The organism is Cupriavidus sp. CER-90 (genome assembly GCF_057652055.1).
Genome location: NZ_JBYGYM010000002.1, coordinates 1,947,044 through 1,972,643 on the forward strand (window position 1 = coordinate 1,947,044; position 25,600 = coordinate 1,972,643).

Consider the following 25,600-nt stretch of genomic DNA (forward strand, 5'->3'; position numbering starts at 1 on the left):
CGCGATGCGGACGTTTTTGTTTTCTGGAAAGACTCGCCATGACCCAAGCCTTCTTTGCTCCTTGCCCGCGTGGCCTTGAACCGGCACTGGCCGAGGAGCTGCGCGAGATTGCGCAGTACCCGGCCGTGGTGGCGGCGGCACCGTTCGAGGTGCATCGCGAAATGCCGGGCGGCGTGACGTTTTCGGGCGAGATGGCCGCGGCCTATGCGGTCAACCTGCATTCGCGCATTGCCAGCCGCGTGCTGCTGCGCGTGGCGCAGCGCGGCTACCGCCACGAGGACGACATCTATGCGCTGACGCGCCAGCAACGCTGGGAGCAGTGGTTCTCGCCGGACGAGACGCTGCGCGTGGACATTACCGCCCACAAGTCGCAGCTGCGCAGCCTTAACTTCACGGCGCTGCGCGTCAAGGACGGGGTCTGCGACGCCATGCGCGAACGGCTGGGCGCACGCCCCAGCGTCGATACGGTCAGTCCGGACGTCCGCATCTACGCCCACCTGACCGAGACCGATTGCACGCTGTACCTGGACACCACGGGCGAGCCGCTGTTCAAGCGCGGCTGGCGCATGGAAAAGGGTGAGGCGCCGCTCAAGGAAAACCTTGCCGGCGGCATCCTGCGCCTGGCTGGCTGGGTGCCTGGCCAGACCGACCGGCCGTTCTTCGATCCGATGTGCGGCAGCGGCACGTTCCTGGTGGAAGCCGCCCAGGTGGCGCTGGGCATCGCGCCGGGCGTGGGCCGCACGTTCGCGTTCGAATGGCTGAAGGGCGCGGATACCAGGGCGTGGCAGGCATTGCGTGCCGATGCGCAACGCGCGCGGGAGTCGGCCGCCAGCCGCGCCGCGACGCTGCAGATCGCCGGGTCCGATATTTCGACGGACATGCTGTCGATGGCGCAGGCCAACTGGCAGCGCGCCGGCCTGCCCGGCGATATTTCGCTGAAGCAGGTCGATGCGCGCTTCGTGCAGCCGCCGTTTGCCGAGCCGGGCCTGATGATGATGAACCCGCCGTATGGCGAACGTATCGCGGTGCGCGGCAGCCGCCGCGATGCAATGCAGGACGCGCCGCCCGACGAAGTGGAAGAGGCCGCCGCCAACCAGTTCGCCAGCGCCTTTGCCACCACGCTCAAGCAGAACTTCGCGGACTGGCAGGCCTGGGTGTTCACGGGCGATCTGTCGATGCCCAAGCGGCTGCGCCTCAAGGAATCGCGCCGCACGCCGCTCTACAACGGCAATATCGAATGCCGGCTGTTCCGTTTCGACATGGTGCGCGGCGGCAATCGGGATCAGGCGAAGAAAGAAGGCTGACGCGCGAAGGCGATCCGGTGCGCGCTGGCTTGGCACCCCACTCCAACGGCGTGGAGAAAGGTGTAAATCGTAGAAGTACTACGCGAGCTTGTTCCGCCCGGTCATCGCCGCGCCGTTGCGCGAAAACTCCGACAGGAAGCTCTGCAGGCTGACCACCGGCTCCTGCAGCATGTGGCGCGGCAGGTCGAACAGCGCGTAGAAATATTCCTCGTTGCCCTCGCAGCGTTCCGCGGGGAGGCAGTATTGTTCCCAGTCCATGCAGGCTGGCGTGTACATGCCGTTGCCGGGCCAGAAGAACGGTACGATGCGGCCCTCGCGCAGCCCTTCGATCAATGCCGCCGGCGCCTCGTACGCTTCGGCCGACTCCACCTGGCTCATCAGCCCGGCGCGGGTTTCGATCACCATCAGCGTGGCATGGCCCTGTGCGGTCAGCAGCAGCATGCCCACGGGGTTCGGGAACAGGTAGTACTCGATAAAGCCATAGCGCGCCGCCGTCTGGCGTACGCGGTCGGCCATGATCGGGTCGGACAGGAACGAGTACGAATGGCGCGTGAGCAGGTCGCGCAGCGTGCGCGAGATCGACGCGAAGTACTGCTGCTGGAGCGCGTCGATTTCGTCGTTCAGCCGCGCCACCATGTTTGGATCGTGCTTCTTCACGTAGCGGTCGATCAGCCCGTGGTTGAAGCCCTGCACGGCGATGCTTTCATCGGCCGTGCCGGTCAGCAGGATGGTCTTGCACGGCAGGTCTTCCAGCGCCTGGCAGAATTCAAGCCCGTCCATCTGTGGCATGGAGTAATCCACCACCACCACGCCGGGCTGCAGGAAGCGATGCACATCGTGGATCTGGCGATGGATGCGGTCGACATCGAGCTGCACCGTGCGGCGTTCGGACAGGAAGGTCAGGTCGTCGTGCGTGACGCGTACCGGCAGGAAGGCGGGATGCCGCGTGGCATACGCTTCGCGAATCCACGTCAGCGCGTCGCGCGGATCGGTGAAGCTGACCACCGCGCGCGATGCATCCATCTGGAAAGCCAGGCTGTCGATAAACGACTTGCTGTCGTCCACCAGTACCGTCAGGACTGGGTGATGGAAAACCGACAGGTTCCGGTCGTGCGCGGGGAATGTCATGGTGCGATCAAATCTGGCCGCCGGCCGCAAGGGGGAAAAAGAACGGGGCAAGCCAGTATAGCGCCTGCGTCTGCATGCGCAACCAGACCACGCAAAAGGAAACGGCCAGCGTTGGTTGCTGGCCGCACTACTTCGATTTTATTGATTTCAGGTCTGCGCGTTACTTTATTCACTTGGCAGCACTGCGCGCCTGACGGCCACTGCCGAACATTAACGGCAGCTTATTCCACGGCCTTGAACATGTCCTCCACCACCTTCTTGGCGTCGCCGAACACCATCATGGTCTTGTCCATGTAGAACAGCTCGTTGTCCAGGCCCGCGTAGCCGGCGGCCATCGACCGCTTGTTCACGATGATGGTCTTGGCCTTGTAGGCTTCCAGGATCGGCATGCCGGCGATCGGCGATTTCGGATCGGTCTTGGCGGACGGATTGACCACGTCGTTGGCGCCCAGCACCAGCACCACGTCGGCCTGCCCGAACTCGCTGTTGATGTCCTCCATCTCGAACACCTGGTCGTACGGCACCTCGGCCTCGGCCAGCAGCACGTTCATGTGGCCCGGCATGCGGCCCGCCACGGGGTGGATGGCGTACTTCACCGTCACGCCGTGCTCGGTCAGCTTTTCGGTCAATTCCTTCAGTGCATGCTGCGCACGGGCCACCGCCAGGCCGTAGCCGGGCACGATGATCACGGTCTCGGCGTTGCTCATCACGAACGCGGCGTCGTCGGCGGAGCCGGACTTCACGTTGCGCTGGGCCTGCGCGCCGGCCGGGCCGGCAGCGGACGCCTCGGCGCCGAAACCGCCCAGGATCACGTTGAAGAACGAACGGTTCATCGCGCGGCACATGATGTACGACAGGATGGCACCCGAGGAGCCCACCAGCGAGCCCGCGATGATCAGCATCGGGTTGTTCAGCGAGAAGCCGATGCCCGCCGCCGCCCAGCCCGAGTACGAGTTCAGCATCGACACCACCACGGGCATGTCGGCGCCGCCGATCGGGATGATGATCAGCACACCCAGCACGAAGGCGATGGCCAGCATGATCAGGAACGGCAGCCACGACTGCGACAGGAAGAAGATCACGCCAAAGCCGACCATGGCGATGGCCAGCAGCAGGTTCAGCCAGTGCTGTCCCGGGAACACCACCGGCGCGCCCTGGAACAGGCGGAACTTGTAGCGGCCCGACAGCTTGCCGAACGCAATGACCGAGCCCGAGAACGTGATCGCCCCCACGAAGCAGCCGATGAACAGCTCGATACGGTTGCCCAGCGGAATCAGGTGCGTACCGGCCGGCGTGATGCCGAACGCGGCCGGCTCCGCCACGGCGGCCACGGCGATGAACACCGCGGCCAGACCGATCAGCGAGTGCATCGCCGCCACCAGTTCGGGCATCTTGGTCATTTCGACCTTGCGTGCCACGTAGGCGCCAATGCCGCCGCCCACCACCAGCGCGCCGAAGATCAGCGCCAGGCCGGTGCCCACCGACGACTGCGCGGCGCCCACGGCCAGGAACTCGTTCTTGAGCTTGACGATCAGCACCAGCGTGGTCACCACGGCAATCGCCATGCCGACCATGCCGAACGCGTTGCCCTTGCGGGCCGATGCCGGGTGCGACAACCCCTTCAGGGCCTGGATGAAGCAGACCGACGCCACCAGGTACAGCAGCGTCACAAGGTTCATGCTGATGCCTTCCATCACGCACCTCCCTTGGCGGCTTCAGCCCCGGCCTTGGCGCGTGGCTCCTTCTTCTTGAACATCTCCAGCATGCGCTGGGTCACCAGGAAGCCACCGAACACGTTCACCGCGGCCAGTGCCACGGCCAGCGTGCCCATCACGCGGCCCACGCCGCCTTCGGTCAGGCCGGCCGCCAGCATGGCACCGACGATGATGATGGCCGAGATCGCATTGGTCACGGCCATCAGCGGGGTGTGCAGCGCGGGCGTGACCGTCCACACCACGTGGTACCCCACGTAAATTGCCAGCACGAAGATGATCAGGTTGATCACCGTGTGGTTCACCATCTCCATCGACTTCTCCTCCGTTGCTTTTGAATACTGCCGGGCGTCGCGTCCGCGCAGGCGGGCTGAAACTGCAGGATCAAGCGTGCCGGGGACGCGGCGGGCCGTGGCGCAGGGCTCTTTTCAGCGCCGCGGCATCTTCAGACGGGATGTCAGGCGGCCTGCTGCCTGACGACCTGGCCGTCCTTGCACATCAGGCAGGCGGCGACGATGTCGTCTTCCAGGTTCAGCGTGTAGCGGCCATCCTTGTCGATGATCAACTTCAGGAAGTCCAGCACGTTGCGCGCGTACAGGGCCGACGCGTCGGCCGCCACCATGCTGGCCAGGTTGGTATGGCCGATCAGGATCACGCCGTGGCGCTCCACCACTTCGTCGGCCACGGTCAGCGGGCAGTTGCCGCCCTGCGCGGCGGCCAGATCGACCACGACCGAACCGGGCTTCATCTGCTTGACGGTGTCCTCGGCCAGCAGCACCGGGGCGCGACGGCCGGGGATCAGTGCGGTGGTGATGACGATGTCGGCCTGCGTGGCGCGCTGGTGCACCAGTTCGGCCTGGCGGCGCATCCAGTCGGCCGGCATCGGGCGCGCATAGCCGCCCACGCCCTGTGCGATCTCGCGCTCTTCGTCGGTGACGAACGGCACGTCCAGGAACTTGGCACCCAGCGATTCGATCTGCTCCTTCACGGCGGGGCGCACGTCGGAAGCCTCGATTACGGCGCCCAGGCGCTTGGCGGTGGCAATGGCCTGCAGGCCCGCCACGCCGGCACCGAGGATCAGCACGCGGGCGGCCTTGACGGTACCGGCCGCGGTCATCAGCATCGGCATGAATCGCTGGTAGTGGTGCGCGGCCACCAGCACGGCCTTGTAGCCGGCGATGTTGGCCTGCGACGACAGCACGTCCATGCTCTGGGCGCGCGTGGTGCGCGGCGCGGCCTCGAGCGCGAACGCCGTGACGGCGGCGCTGGCCATGCGGGCGTTGTTCTCGACGTCGAACGGGTTGAGCATGCCGACCAGTACGGACCCCGGCTTCATCTGCGCGCGCTCGGCATCGTCAGGTGCACGCACCTTGAGCACAAGCTCGGCGCCCAGCGCATCGGCACCGGAGCCCACCCGGGCCCCGGCCGCCTCGAACGCGGCATCGGGAATACTGGCACGCACACCGGCACCGGCTTGCACCGTTACCTGATGGCCCTGCGCTACGTACTTCTTGACGGTCTCCGGGGTGGCGGCGACACGCGTCTCACCTGCCCGCGTCTCAAGCGGGATACCGATATGCATCGTCAATTTCTCCTGTCTGGCGTCGTTCGTAATCTGGTCGGGTCAACGTCCTCGCCCGTTGATGCATTGCAAAAGAATGCCTCAATTTTTGCGCAGCTTACCCGAAACTTACGTTCGGTGGTGACTCGCCGGTCGGGTATATGTGCTTTCACCGAGACTCATCTTTTCCGCTCATGAAACGACTCGTTTGATGCACATCGGATTCCCTTGAATTCCGGTCATTGATGAAATGACATCGGCGTCACCTGGAATCTTGACGCCGATTTGATGCGGGGCTGCGTATCGTGGCGTTCACGTCTCTTTCGAGGCGTTTTTTCCCAATACGCCCACGGTTTTTCATTGATGATTGCAACCCGCCTGATGACCTCGGCGCCGGCCACGCTGGCCGCCGCCGTCCTGCTTGCCGCCCCGTTTTCCAACGCCGTCGCGCAGCAGGCAACCCCCGATACCGCGCAGCCGGCGTCGCCGCACACCTTCACGGCCAACGTGTCGGTGGTATCCGATTACCGCTACCGCGGGATCAGCCAGACCGACCGGCGCCCGGCCATCCAGGGCGGCTTCGACTATGCCCACGAGAGCGGCTTCTACGTCGGCAACTGGAACTCGAGTATCAGCTGGCTGGGCGATGCCGACGCGACGGTGTCCGCACCCGTCGAGATGGATTTCTATGGCGGTTTCCGGAATACGTTCACGCTGGCCGACCAGGCATTCAACTACGACGTGGGCGTGCTCGAGTACTACTATCCGGGCGGCTACACGGCCACGCGTCCGTACACCACCGAGTTGTATGCCGGCATCGGCTGGGGGCCCGTATTCCTGAAGTACTCGCATGCGGTGACCAACCTGTTCGGGTTTGCCGACAGCAAGAACAGTCACTACGTCGATCTGACGGCCAACGTGCCGCTGAACGTGTGGGGCCTGACGCTGAACGCGCATGTCGGCTACCAGGGCGTGCAGCATTTCAGCGATGCCTCGTACACGGACTGGAAGCTCGGGCTGACGAAGGACCTGGGCAGCGGGTTCTCGCTGGCCGTGGCCTATATCGACACGAATGCCAGCAAGGCGGCCTACACGAACACGCGCGGGCGCTACCTGGGCAAGGCGACGGCCTTCGCGTCGATCACGAAGACGTTCTGAGCGCCGGACACATGCTGGCGGCCTGCGCCTTTACGCGTTCTTGATGGCGGGCCGACCAAACGCTGCATCAAATTGAGGCCGGTCTCCCTAGCATGGAGCCATGTTCAACAGACGATCCGCCCCGCGCGGATCTTCGCTTCATGCGACAGTCATCGAGTCTCGCCGTGGCGTTTGCATCGGTTCCGCGACGCCGTGCCATTGCCCAGGACCCTTGGATTCGCCTGCGCCTGGCCGTCTCGTCGTCACAGGTCTTCGCGCTGCGCCAGACGCTGCATCGCGCGATCGGCAACATGGCCCGCATCTACGTGGTGCAAGTGGATCATCGCAACGGCGAGACGTCGCTGCACGTGGAGGTGGAGCGCGGCGACCGCGACGCGGCCATGCACGCGATCATGGCGGCCTTGCCCGCGGCGGAATTTGGCGTCGCGACGATGCTCGGAGACGACCATGGCACGCATTGATCCGCGGCGCGGCGCGATTGCCGATGGCCTGTGGCTGCCGATGGTCACGCCGTTGCGCGACGACCAGGTCGATCTCGACGCCGCCCAGCGCCTGGCGTCGCACTACGCGGCGGCCGGTGTCGATGGCCTGATCGTGCTGGGCACGACCGGCGAGGGCGGCCTGCTGACCGATGCCGAGCGGTTCATGCTGACGGCGGCGGTGCTCGAAGCCGTCGCGGGCACGCTGCCGGTGATGGCCGGCGTGGGCGGGGTGGCCACGCATGCCGTATGCGAGCAGGTGCGCAGGCTCGACCGCCTGCCGCTGGCCGGCTACCTGGTGCCGCCGCCGTACTACCTGCGGGTATCCGACGAAGGCATCGCCTGGCATATGCGCAGCGTGGCCGCCCAGACGGGCAAGCCGGTGATGCTCTACAACGTACCCAGGCGCACGGGTTGCACGATGGCCCCCGAACTGGCATGGCGCCTGGCCGCCCATCCGCAGATCGTGGCCGTCAAGGAATGCGACCCGGCCGGCATGCGTACGCTGGCCATGCAGGACCTGATCGGGGTGTATTGCGGCGACGATGCGTCGATGCTCGACCACCTGCTGCGCGGCGGCCAGGGCATCGTGCCGGCCGCGGCGCATGTGCGGCCCGACCTGTTCGTGCGGCTGCTGCATCTGGCGCGCACCGGGCGCGACGAGGCTGCGCGGGCGCTGTTCCGCCAACTGTCGCCGCTGATCGGGCTGATGTTCGCCGAGCCCAATCCGGCGCCGGTGAAAGCCGCGCTGGCGCTGGCCGGCATGACCACCGCCGAGGTGCGTCGCCCGCTGATACCGGCGTCAAAGTCACTTGTGGCCCGCATCGACGCGGCCATCGCCTTGCTGCCGCCCATGCTGACGGCCGAGGCGGCCTGAAACGCCGCGCGCCATGCACGTTCGAACGGCAACCGGTAAAATGCCGGATTGCTTAAAAAATGTGCATCATGTCACGTGAATGGATTGCCAGCGTCACGGTTGCCGCCGTCATTGAACGCGGCGGCCGCTTTCTGCTGGTGGAAGAGGAAACGGCCGATGGCCTGCGTCTGAACCAGCCGGCGGGCCACCTGGAACCGGGCGAGAGCCTGATCCGCGCCGTTGTCCGCGAAACGCTCGAAGAAACCGCCCACACGTTCGAGCCGCGCGCGCTGCTCGGCTGCTACATGAGCCGGGGCCGGTCGTCGCGCGACGGGGGCGATACCACCTATATCCGCTTTGGCTTCACGGGCGACCTGGGCTCGCTTGACGCCGGCCGCCAGCTCGATACCGGCATTGTCCGCACGGTCTGGATGACCGCCGAGGAATTGCGCGCCTGCGCCGACCGCCATCGCTCGCCGCTGGTCATGGCCTGCGTCGACGACTACCTGGCCGGCAAGCGTTTTGCGCTGGACCTGCTGCATACCCATCCCACCGCCATCGCCGGCGCCACCGATGCGGCCGCGACCGCAGCACCGGGAGCGGCATCGTGAGCGGCAAGAGAGTGGTAGTCGGCATGTCGGGCGGCGTGGATTCGTCGGTCACGGCATGGCTGCTCAAGCAGCAGGGCTACGAGGTCATCGGCCTGTTCATGAAGAACTGGGAGGACGATGACGACAGCGAGTATTGCTCCACGCGGCAGGACTGGCTTGACGTGGCGTCCGTGGCCGACGTGATCGGCGTGGACGTGGAAGCGGTGAACTTTGCCGCCGAGTACAAGGACCGCGTGTTCGCCGATTTCCTGCGCGAATACTCGGCTGGCCGCACGCCGAACCCGGACGTGCTCTGCAACGCCGAAATCAAGTTCAAGGCCTTCCTGGACCATGCCATGTCGCTGGGCGCCGAACTGATCGCCACCGGCCACTATGCGCGCGTGCGCCAGGCCGCCAGCGGCAGCTTTGAACTGCTCAAGGCGTTCGACCATACCAAGGACCAGAGCTACTTCCTGCACCGGCTGAACCAGGCGCAACTGTCGCGCACGATGTTCCCGCTTGGCGAAATGCCGAAGACCAAGGTGCGCGAGATCGCCGCCGAAATCGGCCTGCCGAACGCGAAGAAAAAGGATTCGACGGGCATCTGCTTTATCGGCGAACGCCCGTTCCGCGACTTCCTGAACCGCTACCTGCCGACCAAGCCCGGCCCGATGGTGACCGACGAGGGCAAGGTCGTCGGCGAACACATCGGCCTGGCGTTCTACACGCTGGGCCAGCGCAAGGGCATCGGCCTGGGCGGCAGCAAGGACGGCAGCGGCGACGCGTGGTACGTGGCCCGCAAGGACATGGCATCGAACACGCTCTACGTCGTGCAAGGCCACGACCACCCGTGGCTGCTGAAGCCCGAACTCGACGCGGCAGACCTGTCGTGGGTCGCCGGCGAACCGCCGGCAGCAGGTTCGACGATGGCAGCCAAGACGCGTTATCGGCAAAGCGACGCCCCGTGCACGGTCGTCAAGGCCGAAGGCGATGCACTGCGGCTGTCGTTTGCCGAGGCGCAGTGGGCCGTGACGCCTGGGCAGTCCGCCGTGCTCTATGACGGGGAGGTTTGTCTGGGTGGGGGGATTATCCGGTAGGGGGAAAGGGCCGTGAGGCCCTTTTTTCGTCGTGTCTAGAATTCCCCGACGGGTTTGACCGCGCTCTCGCCTGTCAGCAAATCGACACCCAAGGTCGTTCCCCCGGTAACTTTCACGGGCCCCGCGTTGGCTGCCAGCCACAACGTCCCTTCGAATAGGGTATTCAGCAGCGGCATTCTGCTGGAGTCGTAATAACTCACCTTGAGCTTGCAGGCATCCTCATACCGGGATTCCCGGGCAGAGATGGATTCGCGGCCCAGATACTGCACGGTCACTTATTTGCGTCGGCAGTTGACGATTCATCGAGCGATTACCGCTTCCCCTTTTCCATTTTGATGGGAATCAATATCTCCCCAAATTTCATCCCATGTCTTTCAAATGAACCTTCGACGCGCTCAATGAGGGGTTCGCAGGCGTTTGATGACAAGTCGATGTGAAAATTTTCTATCAAATTCCTCGTCTCTTCTGATGCGGTCAATTCAGGTTCGATCCAATATAGCGCACCATATTTTTCAAAGTCCTTGGCATCGAATGGGTTGTGATTTGCTAGGTGGCGTGCGAATCCATAATGGCCATCTATTTCGTGGGTGATAATCCATTTCTCGTCAATATGCAAAAAATTGCATCGAAGACATCGATATATCATTTCCACTGCGAATTGCCATATTTCGTGAGCGTTGATCGGGGCTGGCTGCCGCCCTCCAATGAATGCATCTGGACAATAGGCATCCAAGGTTGTCAGGTACAGATAATCCTGAAGCGTCGAGGCTTGGATTGATGACATCTTCATAGCCGGTCCTAGCGTGGAAATTTAAGCTTCAATATACTTGGCTTGCCTTTCGGCGATGAATTCAAAGCGTTGATACTTAGGTCGTTAATTTCAACCGTAGCGGTCGTCGGCAATGTATCCTTACTAGCCTGCCCAGCGGGCCTGAACGTTATCCAACCGCCTTCTGGTGTTTGGGCACGCCAGCAGCCCTCGCAATTATCGATTGGTACCGATTTGGTGGGCGGTTTCCCGCCGAAAAATTGCTGCGCAAAATCCTCTGCAGTAGCATTGGGGTTGGGGCTACTGGGCATCTCCCTCGGGGGCTGCCCGAGTCGTCGACCGTGGCGCTGATGCGAAACGGGATGCCCTGATGCCAGCGGATGACCAGGTCGCTTTCGCCGGGCCGTGCGCCGGGCCCGTCGGCGGGCACGATCTGGATATCGGCCTCGGCCGTGGGGACGCGCTTGAAGTTCTCCAGCCCCTGTTCGATGTCGCGCAGGTTCAGGATGTCGCCGGGCCGCGCCGGCAGCGCATTCCACTGGGTGGCGCGCGGATTGGAATCTTCGGTGAAGCGGATCGCGCGGATGCGGCCGGGCAGCACGGTCAGCGTCAGCGTGCCCGATTTCAGGTCCTGCGGCGCGGCCAGTACGCGTGTGGTGACATAGCCTTTCTGCACCAGCGCGTTCTGCACGCGGGCCATCACGATATTGATGCCGTGCGAGCCCAGGCAGCGGCCGGTTGCCCCATCCTCCGGCGGACTGGCTGCGGCAAGCGCCCATTGGAAGCGCTCGGCGGCGTCGCCGGCCAGCAACAGGTGATCGATCCGGAAGCAGGGCGATTCGTCGGCGGGAAGCGCCTCGGTGGCCGTGGCGGCAGGGCGTTGCAGCCGGACGTCGGTCTCCGGCTCCATGCGCTCGCGCAATGCGCGCTCGCGCTCCTGTTGCCGGATCAGTTCAGGCGTCTTTGAATCGCGTGGTGGTGCGCCGGGCGCCGGCTGCGCAAGGGCCATGCCGGCAAGGCCGGGCAGGGCAACGATACCGGCGGCCAGCCGCCATAGCCGCCATAGCCGCCATAGCCGCCATAGCCCGTAACGATGCGCGAATCCGCGCGCGTTACGATGACTTGTCCTGACCTGTTGATGTCCCACGTCGCCGCTCCGAAGCTGAATCGGCGCATTGGGGTGCAATGAGGCAGGCGGTGAACATTGCGTCCACCGATCGTCCGCGCGCCAGATCAGCGCGGGACGTTAGCGAGAGGCGCTAGAGGTGAAAATCGTAGAACGCTTGAAGTTTTCCGAACAACGGTGGAAAAATGCTGACCGTTGTATTGCGCCTACGATGTGTGTCAGATCTGCGGCCAATCTGGCTCGGACCTTTCCGAAGGTTCAACCCTTCGGCGGCTCCGTATCGATAAACGACTGGCGCTTTTCGATCTTGTCCTGGAAGGCAACCAGGTTCGCGTACTGGTCGCGCCAGGCGATGTCCGGGAAGCGGAAGTCCAGGTAGGCCAGCGCGCAGCCTACGGACACGTCGGCCAGGGTGTAGTGGATGCCGGTGCACCACGGCTTGTCGGCCAGGCCCTTCGACATGGCGGCCACTGCGGCGTCGATTTTGCCGCGCTGGCGTGCCACCCAGCTTTCGCTGCGTTCGGCGGGCTTGCGCTGGGTGCCCTCCAGGCGGACCAGCAGGGCGGCGTCCAGCAGGCCATCGGCCAGGGCTTCCCAGCAGCGCACTTCCAGGCGTTCGCGGCTGCCCTGCGGAATCAGGCGGCTGACGGGCGACAGCGTGTCGGCGTACTCGGCAATCACGCGCGAATCGAAGACCGCGCCCCCGTCTTCCATGATCAGGCACGGCACCTTGCCGAGCGGGTTGAACTGGCCAATGATGGTGTCGGGCGACCAGACGTTTTCCTCGATCATCTGGTAGTCGATCTTCTTCTCCGCCAGCACCACGCGCACCTTGCGCGCATACGGGCTGGTCTGTGACGCATACAGCTTCATGTTCTCCCCTTGAGCTTGTTATGAAGTGCATCGGCGCTCGGTGGCACGGGTGCGCTGGCAGGCGCGGCGGCGTGCCCGATGGACTTCATAACAGGCTAACGGATGGGCGAGCGCGAGTATACCTGCGGAGTCACGCGAATGCGGCATCAATGCGGCCTTGCGCACGCATGGAGGGGTGGCGCCCACAGCGACCCGCACAGCGCCATGGGGCGATGGTAAAATCCCGCGTTGCGCGTTTGGCGGGACGGTGTGCGCCGCCTGCCGAACCGGCCCTTGCATCGGCGGGGCGATGCGGCGGATTCGTCGCATCCGGCCCTTGTCGCGTGGTTCCTTGCGCCCCCGCACGAACCTCCACATTCCTCTTTTCTCCCGGTTGCCAGCATGTCCACGTCTTCCCTTTCGCCGCTCACCGCCCTGTCTCCCATCGATGGCCGCTATGCCGCAAAGGCCGATGCGCTGCGCGAATGGCTGTCCGAGGCGGCCTTCATGCGCAACCGCGTCAAGGTCGAGGTCAACTGGCTGATCGCGCTGGCCCAGGCCGGGCTGCCCGACGTGCCGAAGTTCTCGGCCGCCTCGGAAGCGAAGCTGCAGTCGCTGGTGGACAACTTCACCGAAGCCGACGCCGCCCGCATCAAGGACATCGAGGCCGTCACGAACCACGACGTGAAGGCCGTCGAATACTGGCTCAAGGAGCAGGTCAAGGGTAACGCCGAACTGGAAGCCGCCAGCGAGTTCATCCACTTCGCGTGCACGTCGGAAGACATCAACAACACGTCGCACGGCATGATGCTCAAGGGCGCCCGTGACGGTGTGATCGTGCCGGCGCTCAAGCGCGTGCTGGCCCGCCTGGTGGAACTGGCCAGGCTCAACGCCACGCAGCCGATGCTGTCGCGCACGCATGGCCAGCCGGCCAGCCCCACCACGCTGGGCAAGGAACTGGCCAACGTGGCTGCCCGCCTGGCCCGCGCCATCGAGCGCGTGGAGCGCGTGGAGCTGCTGGGCAAGATGAACGGTGCCGTCGGCAACTACAACGCGCACCTGTCGGCCTATCCGTCGTTCGACTGGGAATCGTTCTCGAAGCAGGTGATCGAGCAGCGCCTGGGCCTGACGTTCAACCCGTACACGATCCAGATCGAGCCGCACGACTACATGGCCGAGCTGTTCGATGCCGTGGCCCGCGCCAACACGATCCTGCTGGACCTCAACCGCGACGTGTGGGGCTACATCGCGCTGGGTTACTTCAAGCAGAAGACCAAGGCCGGTGAAATTGGCTCTTCGACGATGCCGCACAAGGTCAACCCGATCGACTTCGAAAACTCGGAAGGCAACGTTGGCCTGGCCAACGCCGTGCTGCGTCACCTGTCGGAAAAGCTGCCGGTTTCGCGCTGGCAGCGTGACCTGACCGATTCCACCGTGCTGCGCAACATGGGCGTGGCCTTTGGCTACAGCCTGCTGGCGTACGAGGCCTGCCTGCGCGGCCTGGGCAAGCTCGAAACCAACCCCGAGCGCCTGAACGAAGACCTGGACAACTGCTGGGAAGTGCTGGCCGAGCCGGTGCAGACCGTGATGCGCCGCTTTGGCGTGCCCAACCCGTACGAGCAGCTGAAGGAACTGACGCGCGGCAAGGGCATCTCGCGCGAGGCGCTGCAGACGTTCGTGCAGGGCCTGGCGATTCCCGACGACGCCAAGAAGCTGCTGCTGGACATGACGCCGGCCAGCTATATCGGCAAGGCCGTGGAACTGGCCAACCGCATCTGATCGCCGCCCGGCGCACCGCGACATGCCGGGGCGCCGCAAGGTAACAGAACAGGGCTGACCCGAAGGGGGCGGCCCTTTTTGTTTGCCGCGCAAGTTTCGAAAGTCATTACCTGGCGGATACCAGCGGCCAGTGTCATGCGGCCCGCCGCCGCGTTACGATCGGTTCCCGGGCGGCGGGTGCGACATCTCGACACATCAAATGATTTGAACAACTTCATGAAGTTCGGCGCTTCCAACGCACAGCCGGTCATCGAATAATGCGAGAATTGGCAGCGAAGGGCCGGACCGCTACTGCAACAGACTGTCTTGGCGCCGACATAGCAGAATAAGTAATAAGGATCGAAGGGATTGACTGACATGGGTTTCAAAGCATCCGGGCCGGGGGGCCAGGCGACGTACACCGCCACCGCCATCGGCCTGCACTGGCTGATCGCCTTCGGCATTTTTGCCGCGTTCGGGCTGGGCCTGTACATGACGGGCATTCCGGGGCTGACGCCGACCAAGCTCAAGCTGTTTTCGTGGCACAAGTGGCTGGGCGTGACGATTTTCGTGGTGGCCGTGCTGCGCGTGCTCTGGCGCGCCACGCATGCCGCCCCGCCCGTGGCACCCGGTACGCCGGCCTGGCAGGCCAGGGCCGCCGCCGCCGCGCACCATCTGCTCTATCTGCTGATCCTGATCGTGCCGGTCACCGGCTATCTCTACAGTTCCGCCGCCGGCGTGCCGGTGGTGTACCTGGGCCTGTGGAAGCTGCCGCCGCTGATCGACGCCAGCGACACGCTGAAGCCGATCCTGAAGTTCGCCCATGTCTGGCTGAACTACTTCATGGCCGCGATCGTGGTGGTCCATGCCGCCGCCGCCGTCAAGCACCAGGTGGTGGATCGCGACGGCACGCTGGGTCGCATGATCCCGTTCCTGCGCTGATTTGCCGACGTACCGCAACCGCTTTGCCTGACCAACCGGCCGTGATGGCCAGTCACCACTGGAGTCTCAGATGAAACGTATGTCCCGTCCCGGCACGATCTTCGTGGCGGCCGCCCTGGCAACGGCTGGCCTGGCCGCAAACCTGGCGTGGGCCCAGATCGATGCCGCCAGGAGCACGGTCACGGCCACCGCCAGGCAGATCGGCGTGCCGATGGAAGGCAAGTTCAGGAAGTTCGACGCCACCGTGGACTTCGATCCGGCCAAGCTGGCCACGTCGTCGGCCAAGGTCGAGATCGACGTGTCCAGCTTCGAGATCGGCGATGCCGAGACCACGAAGGAAGTGAAGGGCAAGGACTGGTTCGACGCCGGCAAGTATCCGAAGGCCGTGTTCCAGTCGACCAGCATCAAGGCCGGCGCCGCGGGCAAGTACGACGTGGCCGGCAAGCTGACCATCAAGGGCAAGACCATCGACGTGTCCGTGCCCGCCACGTACAAGCAGGAAAACGGCAGCCAGGTGTTCGATGGCGTGCTGCCGATCAAGCGCACCACGTTCAACATCGGTGACGGCGAGTGGAAGGACACTTCCGTCGTGGCCGATGATGTCCAGATCAAGTTCCACCTTGTGACCCCGGCGAAGAAGGGCTGAGGCGGGTTTGTCCCACTTACAGCTCCTTGGCCGTTTTTTTTCGACCTTCCTCTCCAACTTCTTGACGGGAGACTCAATATGAAAATCCGTACCCTGATCGCCGCCGTGGCCGCAGCCTCCGCCGCCCTGGCCGCCGGCACCGCCATGGCCAACGCCACGACGTACAACATCGACCCGACCCACACGTACCCGAGCTTCGAGGCCGACCACCTGGGCGGCCTGTCGAAGTGGCGCGGCAAGTTCGACAAGTCCAGCGGCGTGGTGACGCTGGACCGCGCGGCCAAGGCCGGCACCGTCGATATCAAGATCGACGCCGCGTCGATCGATTTCGGCAACAACAAGCTGAACGAGCACGCCAAGGGCCCGGAAATGTTCGACGTGCAGGCTTTCCCGGAAGCCACGTACAAGGGCAAGTTCTCGAAGTTCAAGGGCGACGTGCCGACCGAGGTGGATGGCGTGCTGACGCTGCGCGGCGTGTCGAAGCCGGTGAAGCTCGAGATCAAGGAATTCAAGTGCATCCAGCACCCGATGCTCAAGCGTGAGGCATGCGGCGCGGACGCCGTGGCCCAGTTCAACCGTGCCGACTTCGGCATCGACTACGGCGCCAAGTACGGCTTCAAGCAGGACGTGAACCTGGCCATCCAGGTGGAAGCCGTCAAGGCCGACTGATCACGGCGGGACACACTTCTGGCGGAAGTTGCGCCAGCGGGGAAATTGTCATTTCTCCAATACATGATGAAACATGAGCCAGCAGCGTTGCTGGCTCATTTTTTTTGCCGTTTGCATACCCCCCTTCGAGCAGCAGGTGGACTGTTGTACGGTTCAGAATTGCCACAGTACAATGGTTCGCCGCAGTCCCACCCTCAGGGGCGGCGTTCGCCCTGGTCTTCGCCGGCTGGCGCGCGCGTCCCGCAAACAGGTCCCGCGCATCGATATGAGCATTGGCTGCATTCCCTGATTGGTAGTTTCGCCGCAAGACCCTTGCCTTGAGCTGTACCCGGCCGACGCCCGCGGGCGCCGTGTCCCGCAGCGTTTCTCGGAATTCCCTGGCGCGATACCGTGTACTCCAAAACGCAAATCGATCCGGTAGTTAGTTTCCGCAACTCGCAGGGCGAGCAGGTGCGGGGCACGATCATCAATCTCCAGCGCAAGTCGCTGGTGATGGAAATCTACAATCCCTACTCGATTGTCCAGGTCAGCGAAGTATTGAGCGAGCTGAGCGTGCGCATGGGCGCGAAGAACGCGTACCTGGGCAAGGCCGTGGTCATGAGCCTGGTGAACACCGGCCTGACGGCGGTGGTATCGCTGACGCTGATCGACGAGTGGCGCGAACTGACCGACGTGAACGATGCACCGAAATCGGTCGCACGCGAAGCCGAGATGTTCGTGCAGGACTGGGATACGCGCTTCAATATCCGCCGCGACTACCAGATCGTGGTCAACGAGATGCGCGCCTATCTGTCCGAAGTGTCGCGCTGGGTCGAGCAGGTGGACCTGACCGAATCGCTGCCCAAGAAGGAAGGGCGGTTGCGCGAGGACGTGTTCTACGAACTGGCCACGCCCCTGATGGGGAAGGTGAAGACTTACCTCGACTGGCTCGAGGACGAGGCCCAGCGCGTGGACCAGGAACTGGCGCCGGTCCATCGCACCTATGCCCAGGCGGCGCTGCATCCGCTGCTGCTGCGCGCGCCGTTCGTATATCGCACATTCACGAAGCCGCTTGGCTATGCGGGCGACTACGAGATGGTGAACCAGATCCTGAGCGATCCGCAGCAGGGTCCCACCACTTACTTCCAGATCGTCAACACGGCCTTCCTGAAGGCGGCGGTGGCCACGGCGCACCGCAACCGGATCGACCTGCTGGTGGATTACCTGACGCGCCAGGCCGAAAGGGCGCGCGCCGAAGGCCGCCAGTTCCGCGTGCTCAACGTGGGTTGCGGGCCGGCGTTCGAGATCCAGCGGTTCGTGCGCGAGTACCCGAATCCGGAGTTGCTGTCGTTCCAGCTGGTCGATTTCAGCGAGGAAACGCTCGGCTACACGCGCGCGTCGGTGGAGCGTGCAGCCGCAGGGGCGGGCCACAAGGTATCGGTCGAAATGGTGCACCAGTCGGTGCACGACCTGCTCAAGCGCCGCATTGCGGCGGACGATCCGGGCGTGCGCGAGTTCGATGCCGTCTACTGCGCCGGGCTGTTCGACTACCTGTCCGACAAGGTCTGCGCGCGCCTGCTCCAGTATTTCGCGTCGCGCTCGAAGCCGGACGGTCAGCTACTGGTCACCAATGTCCACTCGGACAATCCCGAGAAATTCGGGATGGAGCACCTGCTCGAGTGGTATCTGATCTATCGCGACGAGGCCGGGATGTCCTCGCTCTTGCCGGAGAACTCGCATGCCCACCGACTCTATGTCGATGAAACCGGCGTCAATGTCTTCGCCGAAGCCACTGTCCGCTGAGGTCCCGGCCGCCGAAGACGCGGCACCCCCCGCCAAGGTCATGAGCGCCAATCAACTTTACGCCGGATACCAGTCCGAGCTGGCCGACTTTCGCCTGGCGTTCAGCCGGGGCGGCGCCTACACGGCCATCGCGCTGGTGCTGCTGGGCGTAGGGCTGGACTACGGCCAGTATCCGCACTTCCAGCTGCCGTTTGCGATTGCGCGCGTGGTGGTCTCGCTGATGATCGCCGGTGTCATCGTGGCGCTGTACAGCCAGGCCGGCCGGCGCTTCGCGCCATGGCTGACCATGACGTGGCTGCTGCTGCCGCAGATCATGATTGCCTGGATGATCTCGCGGACCGAAGGCGTTGAATCGCCGTACTACGTGGGCCTGAACCTGGCGATCTTCGCGTCGGGCATCGCGTTGCCGTTCGGGCTTTGGCAAAACCTGGTGTTCGGCATCCTGTCGTACGTGCTCTACGCGGCCGCCTGCCTGCTGCATCCGGGCGGCGTCGAACCGATGGGCACATTTATCGTCAATTCGCTATTTCTGCTGTTTGCCGCGGCGGCCAGCGGCGTGTACACATTCTTCAATGAACGTGCCCGCTTCATGCTGTTCCGCCTGAAGGCCGAGGTGGCCGACAAGAATACCGAGCTGGAAGTCATCAACCGCAAGCTGGTCGACATCAAGGGCCAGATGTTGCAGCAGGAAAAAATGGCGGCCATCGGTACGTTGGCGGCAGGCCTGTTGCACGAGGTCAACAATCCGGTGAACTTCTGCCTGATGGCCATCGAGGTGGCCATGGAAGAGCCGGCGGCCAAGTCGGAGCCGATGCTGCAGGAATGCCTGGTCGATGCCAAGCAGGGCATGCAGCGCATCCAGCATATCGTGTCCGATCTGAAGACATTCGCCTATCGCAAGCCGGGCGCCGAGGTGGAGGGCACGCCGTTCCTGTTCGAGAAGGCGCTCGATTCGTCGCAGCGGCTGACCGCGCACGAGCTGCGCGGCGTCAAGATGACGCGGGAAATGCCCGACGATACGCTCGTGATGGGCGACGAAGCGGCCATCATTGGCGTCCTGATCAATCTGTTCTCGAACGCCGCGCTGGCCATGCGCAAGGCGGGCACCAAGGACCCGGCCATCCATACGACCGTGCGCTGGCAGGACAAGCGCCTGCACGTGACCGTCAAGGATAACGGCCCGGGCATTGCCCCCGAACACCTGGCGCGCGTGTTCGAACCGTTTTTCACCACGCGCGAGGTGGGGCAGGGGCTGGGTCTGGGCCTGTCGATCAGCTATGCGGTGATCGAGCGCCACGAAGGCGTGCTGTTCGCCGAAAGCGAAGTCGGCCACTGGGCCGCTTTCAGTTTCGACCTGCCGCGTGCGGAGTAATGCTGTCATGACCGACACCACGCAGCCGCGCCCCACCATCCTCTACGTCGACGACGAGGAGATGGCGTGCAAGTACTTCGCGCGCGCAGTGGGCAGCGAATACGAAGTGCTGTCGGCCAACGGCGCCGACGAGGCGGTTGGCATCCTGCGCGCGCACCATGCCCGGATCTCGGTGCTGGTGACGGACTTCCGCATGCCCGGGCGCGACGGCGGCGACCTGCTGCGCCAGGTGGCCCAGGAGTATCCGCAGATCGTACGCATCCTGGTCACGGCCTATGCCGACAAGGACATGCTGCTGCAGACCGTCAATTCCGGCGAGGTGTTCCGCATCCTGGAAAAGCCGATCGGCGTGGCCGATGTCCGAGAAATCCTGCGGCTGGCGGGCGACCGCTTCCGCGAGCGGGCGGTGCGCCAGCAGCGGCTGATGGCCATCGACGAGACGCTGGCCTTCCTGGCGCACGAACTGAACACACCGCTGGCGGCCATCGCCAATTTTGCGCTCGGTATCGGGTCGCGGGTCGATGCCGAGTACAGCGGGCAGCGTCAGCTGGAAATTGGCCGGGCGGCCAGTGCCATGCACGACAACGCCCAGTATTGCCTGGCGGTGCTGTCGTCGTTTCTCCAGTCGGTGCGCAGCAGCGCGGGCGGTGCGCCGCCGAAGCCGGGCGCTGGACAGGAAGTCAGCGCCGGTGCGCTGGTGGCGTCGTTGCTGGATGCCTATCCTTTTGCCGATAACCAGCGTAGCTGGGTGCAGGTGGAGATGGAGGGCGATTTTCCGGTACACACGCTGCCCAACTGCGTGGCGTTGGTACTGTCGTCGGTCATGAGCAATGCGTTGCGCGCGTTGGCCGATGTTCGCGACCCCTCGCTGCGCTTCGTGGTGGTGGCGGGCGAGCGCCCCGAGATCCGCATTGCCGACAACGGCCCGGGCATCCCGCCCGAAATCATGGGACGCCTGCTGGTGGACCCGGTGACCACGCACGCATCGGCGGGCGGCAGCGGGATGGGCATGATCTTCTGCAACCGGGTGATGCAGTCGTTTGGCGGCGGCATCCGAATTGCGTCGGCGTCCGGCGCGGGCACCACCGTAACCCTCGATTTCCCAAATTCCAAGAATCGTATGCACAGGAGTGATCGATGACCGAACCGAATACCACGCAGGCACCCCCGGCGATTCTGTTCGTCGACGACGAAGCGACTGCGGTCAAGTATTTCCAGCGGGCCATCGGCCAGCTGGCGCCGGTGGTGACCGGCCAGTCCGTGGAAGAAGGCAAGGCCATGCTGGACGCCCATGCCGACAGCCTGGCCGTGCTGGTGTCAGACCAGCGCATGCCGGGCGAGTACGGCAACGAACTGCTGCGGTATGCGCGCGAGCGGTATCCGCATATCGTGCGGATTCTGACCACGGCCTATTCCGAACTCGACCAGACCGTCGAGGCCGTGAACCAGGGCCAGATCCATCGCTATATCAAGAAGCCATGGGACATTACCGCGCTGCGCATGGAACTGAAGCAGGCGCTGGAGCTGTCCGGGCTGCGCAAGGAGCGCGACCAGCTGGTGCGCGAAAAGCTGATGGTGCTGCAGAAGCAGACCGTGGCATCCCGCGTGGGCATGATCCACGCGCTGTGCGCCAGCCTGATCGGTCCGGGCCGCTTCCAGCCGGTGGAGACGTATCTGTCCGGCACCTATCTGGCCGGCGCGCAGAACGCCGAGCCCGACTGGCAGCGCCTGGACTATGCCGATCTGGTGGGCGCGGAAAGCCAGCGCAGCGGTTCGTTTGGCCATGCCGTGGCCACCTCGCTGTCGAAGCTGCGTGGCGCAGGCCGCGCCGCGGGTGATGCCGCGGCGGTGCTGGCGGAAACGCTGGGCGCCTCGGTCCGCCGCGACGGCGACGTGATTACCTGGACGACAACCGCCACGCTGAACGAATTCGTGTCCCGTCCCGTGGCCGAAGCGGTGTCGGCCGAACATGCCGGCTGGCTGGCCGTGCTGCTGTGGCTGGAAGAGGCCGGCGGCGCGCTGCAACTGGTGCGCGAAGGCGATGCCATTGCCGCCCGCGCCGGCACCCGGGCAGACGCGTTCGCCTCGGACCGCCTCGCGGTGTGGATCGAGCAGCTGACCGAGGCATAGCACGGGTTTGTGCCCGCTGCCGCCGGGCGGTGGAGGGCAGGCAAACGACAAACAAAAAGGCACCCGAAGGTGCCTTTTCCTTTTGCCGCGCGGGTTCTCGACCCGTCAGGCCTGCGCCCCGTAGTTCGGGTCGTTGCGGTCGGGGGCATCGCCGCCTTTCTTCTCGCCCTTGACCAGGTCTTCGCGCTTCACGCCCAGCCACATGGCCAGGGCTGCCGCCACGAACACCGACGAATAGATACCGAACAGAATACCCACCGTCAGGGCCAGTGCGAAGTAATGCAGCGTCGGGCCGCCGAAGAAGAACATCGACAGCACCATCATTTCGGTCGAGCCGTGGGTAATGATGGTCCGCGACATCGTGCTGGTAATCGCGTGGTCGATCACCTCGTGCGTGCTCATCTTGCGGTATTTACGGAAGGCTTCGCGAATCCGGTCGAAAATCACCACCGACTCGTTCACGGAGTACCCGAGCACCGCCAGGATGGCAGCCAGCACCGACAGCGAGAATTCCCACTGGAAGAACGCGAAGAAGCCCAGGATGATGACCACGTCGTGCAGGTTGGCGATAATGCCGGCCACCGCAAACTTCCACTCGAAGCGGAACGACAGGTAGATCACGATACCGGCCACCACGCACAGCAGCGCCAGCAGGCCGTCGGTGGCCAGTTCCTTGCCCACCTGCGGGCCGACGAACTCCACGCGCTGCAGCTTCACGTCAGGCGCGGCCGCCGTCAGGGCGCCCATCACCTGTTCGCTTTGCTGCGCCGACGTCACCTGCTTGCCGTCCGGACCCTTCTGCAGCGGCAGGCGGATCATCACGTCGCGCGAAGTGCCGAAGTTCTGCACCTGCACGTCGGTGTAGCCGAGCTTGCTGACCTGGCCTCGGATTTTCTCCAAATCGGCGGTCTGCTGGTAGTTGACCTCCATCACCGTGCCGCCCGTGAACTCGATCGACAGGTGCAGGCCCTTGTGCCAGAGGAAGAAAACAGCGGCGGCAAACGTCAGGAAGGACACCACGTTGAAGATCAACGCGTGCTTCATGAACGGAATGTCGCGCTTGATGCGGAAGAATTCCATGATGTGTTCCTGATATGTCCTGGCTTACTTGGCGACCGGTGCGTCGGCATCCGGCTTCCAGACCTGACCGATGGCCAGGCTCTGGAGCTTCTTCTTGCGGCCGTACCAAAGGTTGACCAGGCCACGGTTGAAGAAGACCGCCGAGAACATCGAGGTCAGAATCCCCAGGCAGTGCACCACCGCGAAGCCGCGCACCGGGCCCGAGCCAAAGGCCAGCAGCGCCAGACCGGCGATCAGCGTGGTCACGTTGGAATCCAGGATGGTGGCCCACGCGCGGTCGAAGCCGATGGCAATGGCCATCTGCGGCGACGCGCCGCCACGCAGTTCCTCGCGGATACGCTCGTTGATCAGCACGTTGGCGTCAATGGCCATGCCCAGCACCAGCGCGATAGCGGCGATACCCGGCAGTGTCAGCGTGGCCTGCAGCATCGACAGCACCGCGATCAGCAGCAGCAGGTTGACGCCGAGCGCGAACACCGAGAACACGCCAAACAGCATGTAGTACAGGATCATGAACGCCGCGATGGCCGCAAAGCCGTAGGCCACCGAATCGAAGCCCTTCTGGATGTTGTCGGCACCCAGCGACGGGCCGATCGTGCGTTCCTCGATGATTTCCATCGGCGCGGCCAGCGAGCCGGCGCGCAGCAGCAGGGCCAGGTCGTTGGCGGCTTCGGTCGAATACGAGCCGGTGATCTGGAAGCTGGAACCGAGTTCGGACTGGATCGTGGCCACGGTCAGCACTTCGCCCTTGCCCTTTTCGAACAGGACGATGCCCATCGGCTTGCCGATGTTCTCGCGCGACACGTCGCGCAGCACGCGGCCGCCCTGGGCGTCGAGCTTGATGTTCACCGACGGGCGCTGGTTCTGGTCGAAGCCGGCCGAAGCGCTTTCGATGCGGTCGCCGGTAAAGATCACCTGCTTGCGCAGCATGACCGGGGCGCCGTTGCCCTGCGTAAACAGTTCGTCGCCGAACGGGACCGGGTCGCCCGGACGCGGGTTGCGCACGGCCGGGTCGGCCAGGCGGGCTTCCAGCGTGGCGGTACGGCCGATGATGTCCTTGGCCTTGGCCGTGTCCTGCACGCCCGGCAGCTGCACGACGATACGGTCGGCGCCTTGCTGCTGGATCACGGGCTCGGCCACGCCGAGTTCGTTCACGCGGTTGTGCAGCGTGGTGATGTTCTGCTTGACCGCGGCGTCCTGCACCGCCTTGCGGGCGGCCTCGGTGAACACGCCCACCACGTTGGTGCCGTCGATCGAGAAGGCCAGCTCGCGCAGGTTGTCGGCCAGGATGCCGCGCGCGCGGTTGGCGTCGTCGGCGTTGCCGAAGCGCACGGTCAGGCGGTCGCCATCGCGCTCGATGCCGCTATGGCGCACGTTCTTGTCGCGCAGCAGCGTGCGCGCATCGCCGGACAGGCTGTCGAGCTTCTTGTCGACGGCGCCCTTCATGTCCACCTGCAGCAGGAAGTGCACGCCGCCGCGCAGGTCCAGGCCCAGGTACATCGGCAGCGCGTGCAGCGCGGTCAGCCAGTGCGGCGAGCCCGACAGCAGGTTCAGCGCCACCACGTAAGTGGCGTCGCTGGCGTCGGGGTTCAGCGCGCGCGACAGCACGTCCTTGGCCTTGAGCTGCTCGTCGGTGGTGCGGAAACGCGCCTTGACCGAGCCCGATTGCCCGGAGACGTCAAAAAAGACGCCGTCCGGCTGCAGCTGGTTCTGCGCCAGGATTTCCTCCACATGCTTCTGCATGGACAGGTCGACCTTGACCGTGGCCTTGGCCGACGATACCTGGACAGCGGGGGCCTCGCCGAAGAAGTTCGGCAGGGTGTAGGTGATGCCGATGGCGAGGGCCACCAGGATCACGATGTATTTCCAAAGCGGATAGCGATTCATCTTCGGCCAGTCATTGCAGTTGGCATGCCGACAAGTCGCGCACAAGGCGCGCCGGTTCGGCTGGACCGGTTGGCAAACAGCCGCCTGGCAGCCCGGTCACGCGTCCGGAAGGACCGTGGGGGCTGGTGCAGGCGGCTGCGCAGGGCAGGGTCGGCGGAGCGTCTGGCGCCACACGACACCTGCCGGGATCAGGCTGGGAAGACCGTCCGGGGATCAGAGCGACTTCAGCGAGCCCTTCGGCAGCACGGTGGTCACGGCGTTCTTCTGCACGGTGATTTCCGTGCCTTCGGCCACTTCCAGCGTCACGTAGTTCTCGTTGACCTTGGTCACACGGCCGAGGATACCGCCGGCGGTCACGACTTCGTCGTTCTTCGCCAGGGCTTCCAGCATGGCCTTCGATTCCTTCTGGCGCTTCATCTGCGGGCGGATCATGATGAACCACAGCACCGCGAACATCAGGATGATCGGCAGGAAGCTCATCAGGCCACCGGCCGCGCCGCCGGCACCGGCGGTCTGCGCAAAAGCGTTCGAAATCAGCACGTTACTTCTCCGTCACAAAGGTCAATCAGGGAATCGGGCATTCTATCACCCGGTTGTTGTCCCGCCCTGGCATTCTAGGGCGGATTACGGGTTTGTTCGGGGTGCTTTACAAGTACTTTGCGGACGTTGCAGAAAACACCCCGCAGGCTTCCGTTGCGGCCA

24 protein-coding genes and 1 pseudogene are annotated in these 25,600 nt (G+C 64.4%); 14 read left to right on the forward strand and 11 right to left on the reverse strand.

The genetic code is table 11. The features are described from left to right. Window positions 1–38: 38 nt before the first annotated feature. On the forward strand, window positions 39–1,304 hold the full coding sequence (locus tag AC24R4_RS19565; RefSeq protein WP_400392031.1) for a THUMP domain-containing class I SAM-dependent RNA methyltransferase: 1,266 nt from the start codon (window positions 39–41) through the stop codon (window positions 1,302–1,304). A gap of 78 nt (window positions 1,305–1,382) precedes the next feature. Here the strand turns inward: AC24R4_RS19565 and AC24R4_RS19570 are convergent, their stop codons facing one another. The 4 genes from AC24R4_RS19570 to AC24R4_RS19585 form a co-directional block, all read right to left on the reverse strand. Next, window positions 1,383–2,432, reverse strand: a complete 1,050-nt coding sequence (locus AC24R4_RS19570) for a response regulator (protein ID WP_153947278.1) — start codon at window positions 2,430–2,432, stop codon at window positions 1,383–1,385. Between the two features lie 221 nt (window positions 2,433–2,653). Next, entirely contained in the window at window positions 2,654–4,126 is a 1,473-nt protein-coding gene (locus tag AC24R4_RS19575; RefSeq protein WP_400392034.1) for an NAD(P)(+) transhydrogenase (Re/Si-specific) subunit beta, read from the reverse strand. Continuing rightward, window positions 4,126–4,458, reverse strand: coding sequence for an NAD(P) transhydrogenase subunit alpha part 2 (locus tag AC24R4_RS19580; protein ID WP_066732243.1), 333 nt, complete (start codon window positions 4,456–4,458; stop codon window positions 4,126–4,128). Before AC24R4_RS19580 ends, AC24R4_RS19575 begins: the two co-directional genes overlap by 1 nt. Before the next feature lie 143 nt (window positions 4,459–4,601). After that, entirely contained in the window at window positions 4,602–5,726 is a 1,125-nt protein-coding gene (locus AC24R4_RS19585) for a Re/Si-specific NAD(P)(+) transhydrogenase subunit alpha (RefSeq protein ID WP_153947281.1), read from the reverse strand. Window positions 5,727–6,068: 342 nt separating this feature from the next. Here AC24R4_RS19585 and AC24R4_RS19590 point away from each other — a divergent pair, with 342 nt between their 5' ends. The 5 genes from AC24R4_RS19590 (at window position 6,069) to mnmA (ending at window position 9,885) form a co-directional block, all read left to right on the forward strand. Further along, window positions 6,069–6,863 (forward strand): TorF family putative porin, encoded by a 795-nt coding sequence (locus tag AC24R4_RS19590; RefSeq protein WP_400392038.1) that lies wholly within the window; start codon window positions 6,069–6,071, stop codon window positions 6,861–6,863. Window positions 6,864–7,003: 140 nt separating this feature from the next. Beyond that, window positions 7,004–7,324 carry a hypothetical protein gene (locus AC24R4_RS19595; protein WP_487523499.1) on the forward strand — a complete coding sequence of 107 codons (321 nt, stop codon included), beginning with the start codon at window positions 7,004–7,006 and terminating at the stop codon, window positions 7,322–7,324. Continuing rightward, the gene (gene dapA, locus AC24R4_RS19600) at window positions 7,311–8,219 is read left to right on the forward strand and encodes a 4-hydroxy-tetrahydrodipicolinate synthase (protein ID WP_400392044.1); all 909 of its coding nucleotides are present in this window, start codon (window positions 7,311–7,313) and stop codon (window positions 8,217–8,219) included. The genes AC24R4_RS19595 and dapA overlap by 14 nt, the downstream gene beginning before the upstream one ends. Before the next feature lie 59 nt (window positions 8,220–8,278). Continuing rightward, a complete protein-coding gene (locus tag AC24R4_RS19605) occupies window positions 8,279–8,809 on the forward strand; it encodes an NUDIX hydrolase (RefSeq protein ID WP_400392047.1) in 531 nt (176 codons plus the stop codon). Continuing rightward, window positions 8,806–9,885 carry a tRNA 2-thiouridine(34) synthase MnmA gene (gene mnmA / locus AC24R4_RS19610; protein WP_487523500.1) on the forward strand — a complete coding sequence of 360 codons (1,080 nt, stop codon included), beginning with the start codon at window positions 8,806–8,808 and terminating at the stop codon, window positions 9,883–9,885. The genes AC24R4_RS19605 and mnmA overlap by 4 nt, the downstream gene beginning before the upstream one ends. A gap of 35 nt (window positions 9,886–9,920) precedes the next feature. On the opposite strand, the gene AC24R4_RS19615 is transcribed toward mnmA, so the two are convergent. The 4 genes and pseudogenes from AC24R4_RS19615 to AC24R4_RS19630 form a co-directional block, all read right to left on the reverse strand. Then, window positions 9,921–10,160 carry a hypothetical protein gene (locus tag AC24R4_RS19615; protein ID WP_487523501.1) on the reverse strand — a complete coding sequence of 80 codons (240 nt, stop codon included), beginning with the start codon at window positions 10,158–10,160 and terminating at the stop codon, window positions 9,921–9,923. Between the two features lie 35 nt (window positions 10,161–10,195). After that, on the reverse strand, window positions 10,196–10,675 hold the full coding sequence (locus tag AC24R4_RS19620; protein ID WP_487523502.1) for a hypothetical protein: 480 nt from the start codon (window positions 10,673–10,675) through the stop codon (window positions 10,196–10,198). A 301-nt stretch (window positions 10,676–10,976) separates the two neighbouring features. Beyond that, window positions 10,977–11,663: pseudogene (locus AC24R4_RS19625) on the reverse strand (POTRA domain-containing protein); the annotation flags it as partial. Between the two features lie 375 nt (window positions 11,664–12,038). Then, window positions 12,039–12,653 carry a glutathione S-transferase C-terminal domain-containing protein gene (locus AC24R4_RS19630; protein WP_400391921.1) on the reverse strand — a complete coding sequence of 205 codons (615 nt, stop codon included), beginning with the start codon at window positions 12,651–12,653 and terminating at the stop codon, window positions 12,039–12,041. Window positions 12,654–13,034: 381 nt separating this feature from the next. Here AC24R4_RS19630 and purB point away from each other — a divergent pair, with 381 nt between their 5' ends. From purB to AC24R4_RS19670, 8 genes are all read left to right on the forward strand, one after another. Then, the gene (purB, locus tag AC24R4_RS19635; protein ID WP_400391924.1) at window positions 13,035–14,411 is read left to right on the forward strand and encodes an adenylosuccinate lyase; all 1,377 of its coding nucleotides are present in this window, start codon (window positions 13,035–13,037) and stop codon (window positions 14,409–14,411) included. A 357-nt stretch (window positions 14,412–14,768) separates the two neighbouring features. Then, on the forward strand, window positions 14,769–15,332 hold the full coding sequence (locus AC24R4_RS19640; RefSeq protein ID WP_400391927.1) for a cytochrome b: 564 nt from the start codon (window positions 14,769–14,771) through the stop codon (window positions 15,330–15,332). Window positions 15,333–15,402: 70 nt separating this feature from the next. Then, window positions 15,403–15,978 carry a YceI family protein gene (locus AC24R4_RS19645; RefSeq protein WP_400391930.1) on the forward strand — a complete coding sequence of 192 codons (576 nt, stop codon included), beginning with the start codon at window positions 15,403–15,405 and terminating at the stop codon, window positions 15,976–15,978. Between the two features lie 78 nt (window positions 15,979–16,056). After that, a complete protein-coding gene (locus AC24R4_RS19650; protein WP_153947290.1) occupies window positions 16,057–16,647 on the forward strand; it encodes a YceI family protein in 591 nt (196 codons plus the stop codon). Between the two features lie 390 nt (window positions 16,648–17,037). Beyond that, entirely contained in the window at window positions 17,038–18,429 is a 1,392-nt protein-coding gene (locus AC24R4_RS19655) for a class I SAM-dependent methyltransferase (protein ID WP_400391932.1), read from the forward strand. A gap of 40 nt (window positions 18,430–18,469) precedes the next feature. Next, window positions 18,470–19,801, forward strand: coding sequence for a sensor histidine kinase (locus tag AC24R4_RS19660; RefSeq protein WP_400391935.1), 1,332 nt, complete (start codon window positions 18,470–18,472; stop codon window positions 19,799–19,801). 7 nt (window positions 19,802–19,808) lie between these two features. Beyond that, a complete protein-coding gene (locus AC24R4_RS19665; protein ID WP_400391938.1) occupies window positions 19,809–20,942 on the forward strand; it encodes an ATP-binding protein in 1,134 nt (377 codons plus the stop codon). Continuing rightward, a complete protein-coding gene (locus AC24R4_RS19670) occupies window positions 20,939–21,931 on the forward strand; it encodes a response regulator (RefSeq protein ID WP_400391941.1) in 993 nt (330 codons plus the stop codon). Before AC24R4_RS19665 ends, AC24R4_RS19670 begins: the two co-directional genes overlap by 4 nt. A 105-nt stretch (window positions 21,932–22,036) precedes the next feature. On the opposite strand, the gene secF is transcribed toward AC24R4_RS19670, so the two are convergent. The 3 genes from secF to yajC form a co-directional block, all read right to left on the reverse strand. After that, window positions 22,037–23,011, reverse strand: a complete 975-nt coding sequence (secF, locus tag AC24R4_RS19675; protein ID WP_153947294.1) for a protein translocase subunit SecF — start codon at window positions 23,009–23,011, stop codon at window positions 22,037–22,039. Between the two features lie 24 nt (window positions 23,012–23,035). Next, window positions 23,036–24,898, reverse strand: a complete 1,863-nt coding sequence (gene secD / locus AC24R4_RS19680) for a protein translocase subunit SecD (RefSeq protein WP_400391944.1) — start codon at window positions 24,896–24,898, stop codon at window positions 23,036–23,038. A 213-nt stretch (window positions 24,899–25,111) separates the two neighbouring features. Next, window positions 25,112–25,438 carry a preprotein translocase subunit YajC gene (yajC, locus tag AC24R4_RS19685; RefSeq protein ID WP_061955498.1) on the reverse strand — a complete coding sequence of 109 codons (327 nt, stop codon included), beginning with the start codon at window positions 25,436–25,438 and terminating at the stop codon, window positions 25,112–25,114. Window positions 25,439–25,600: the final 162 nt, after the last annotated feature.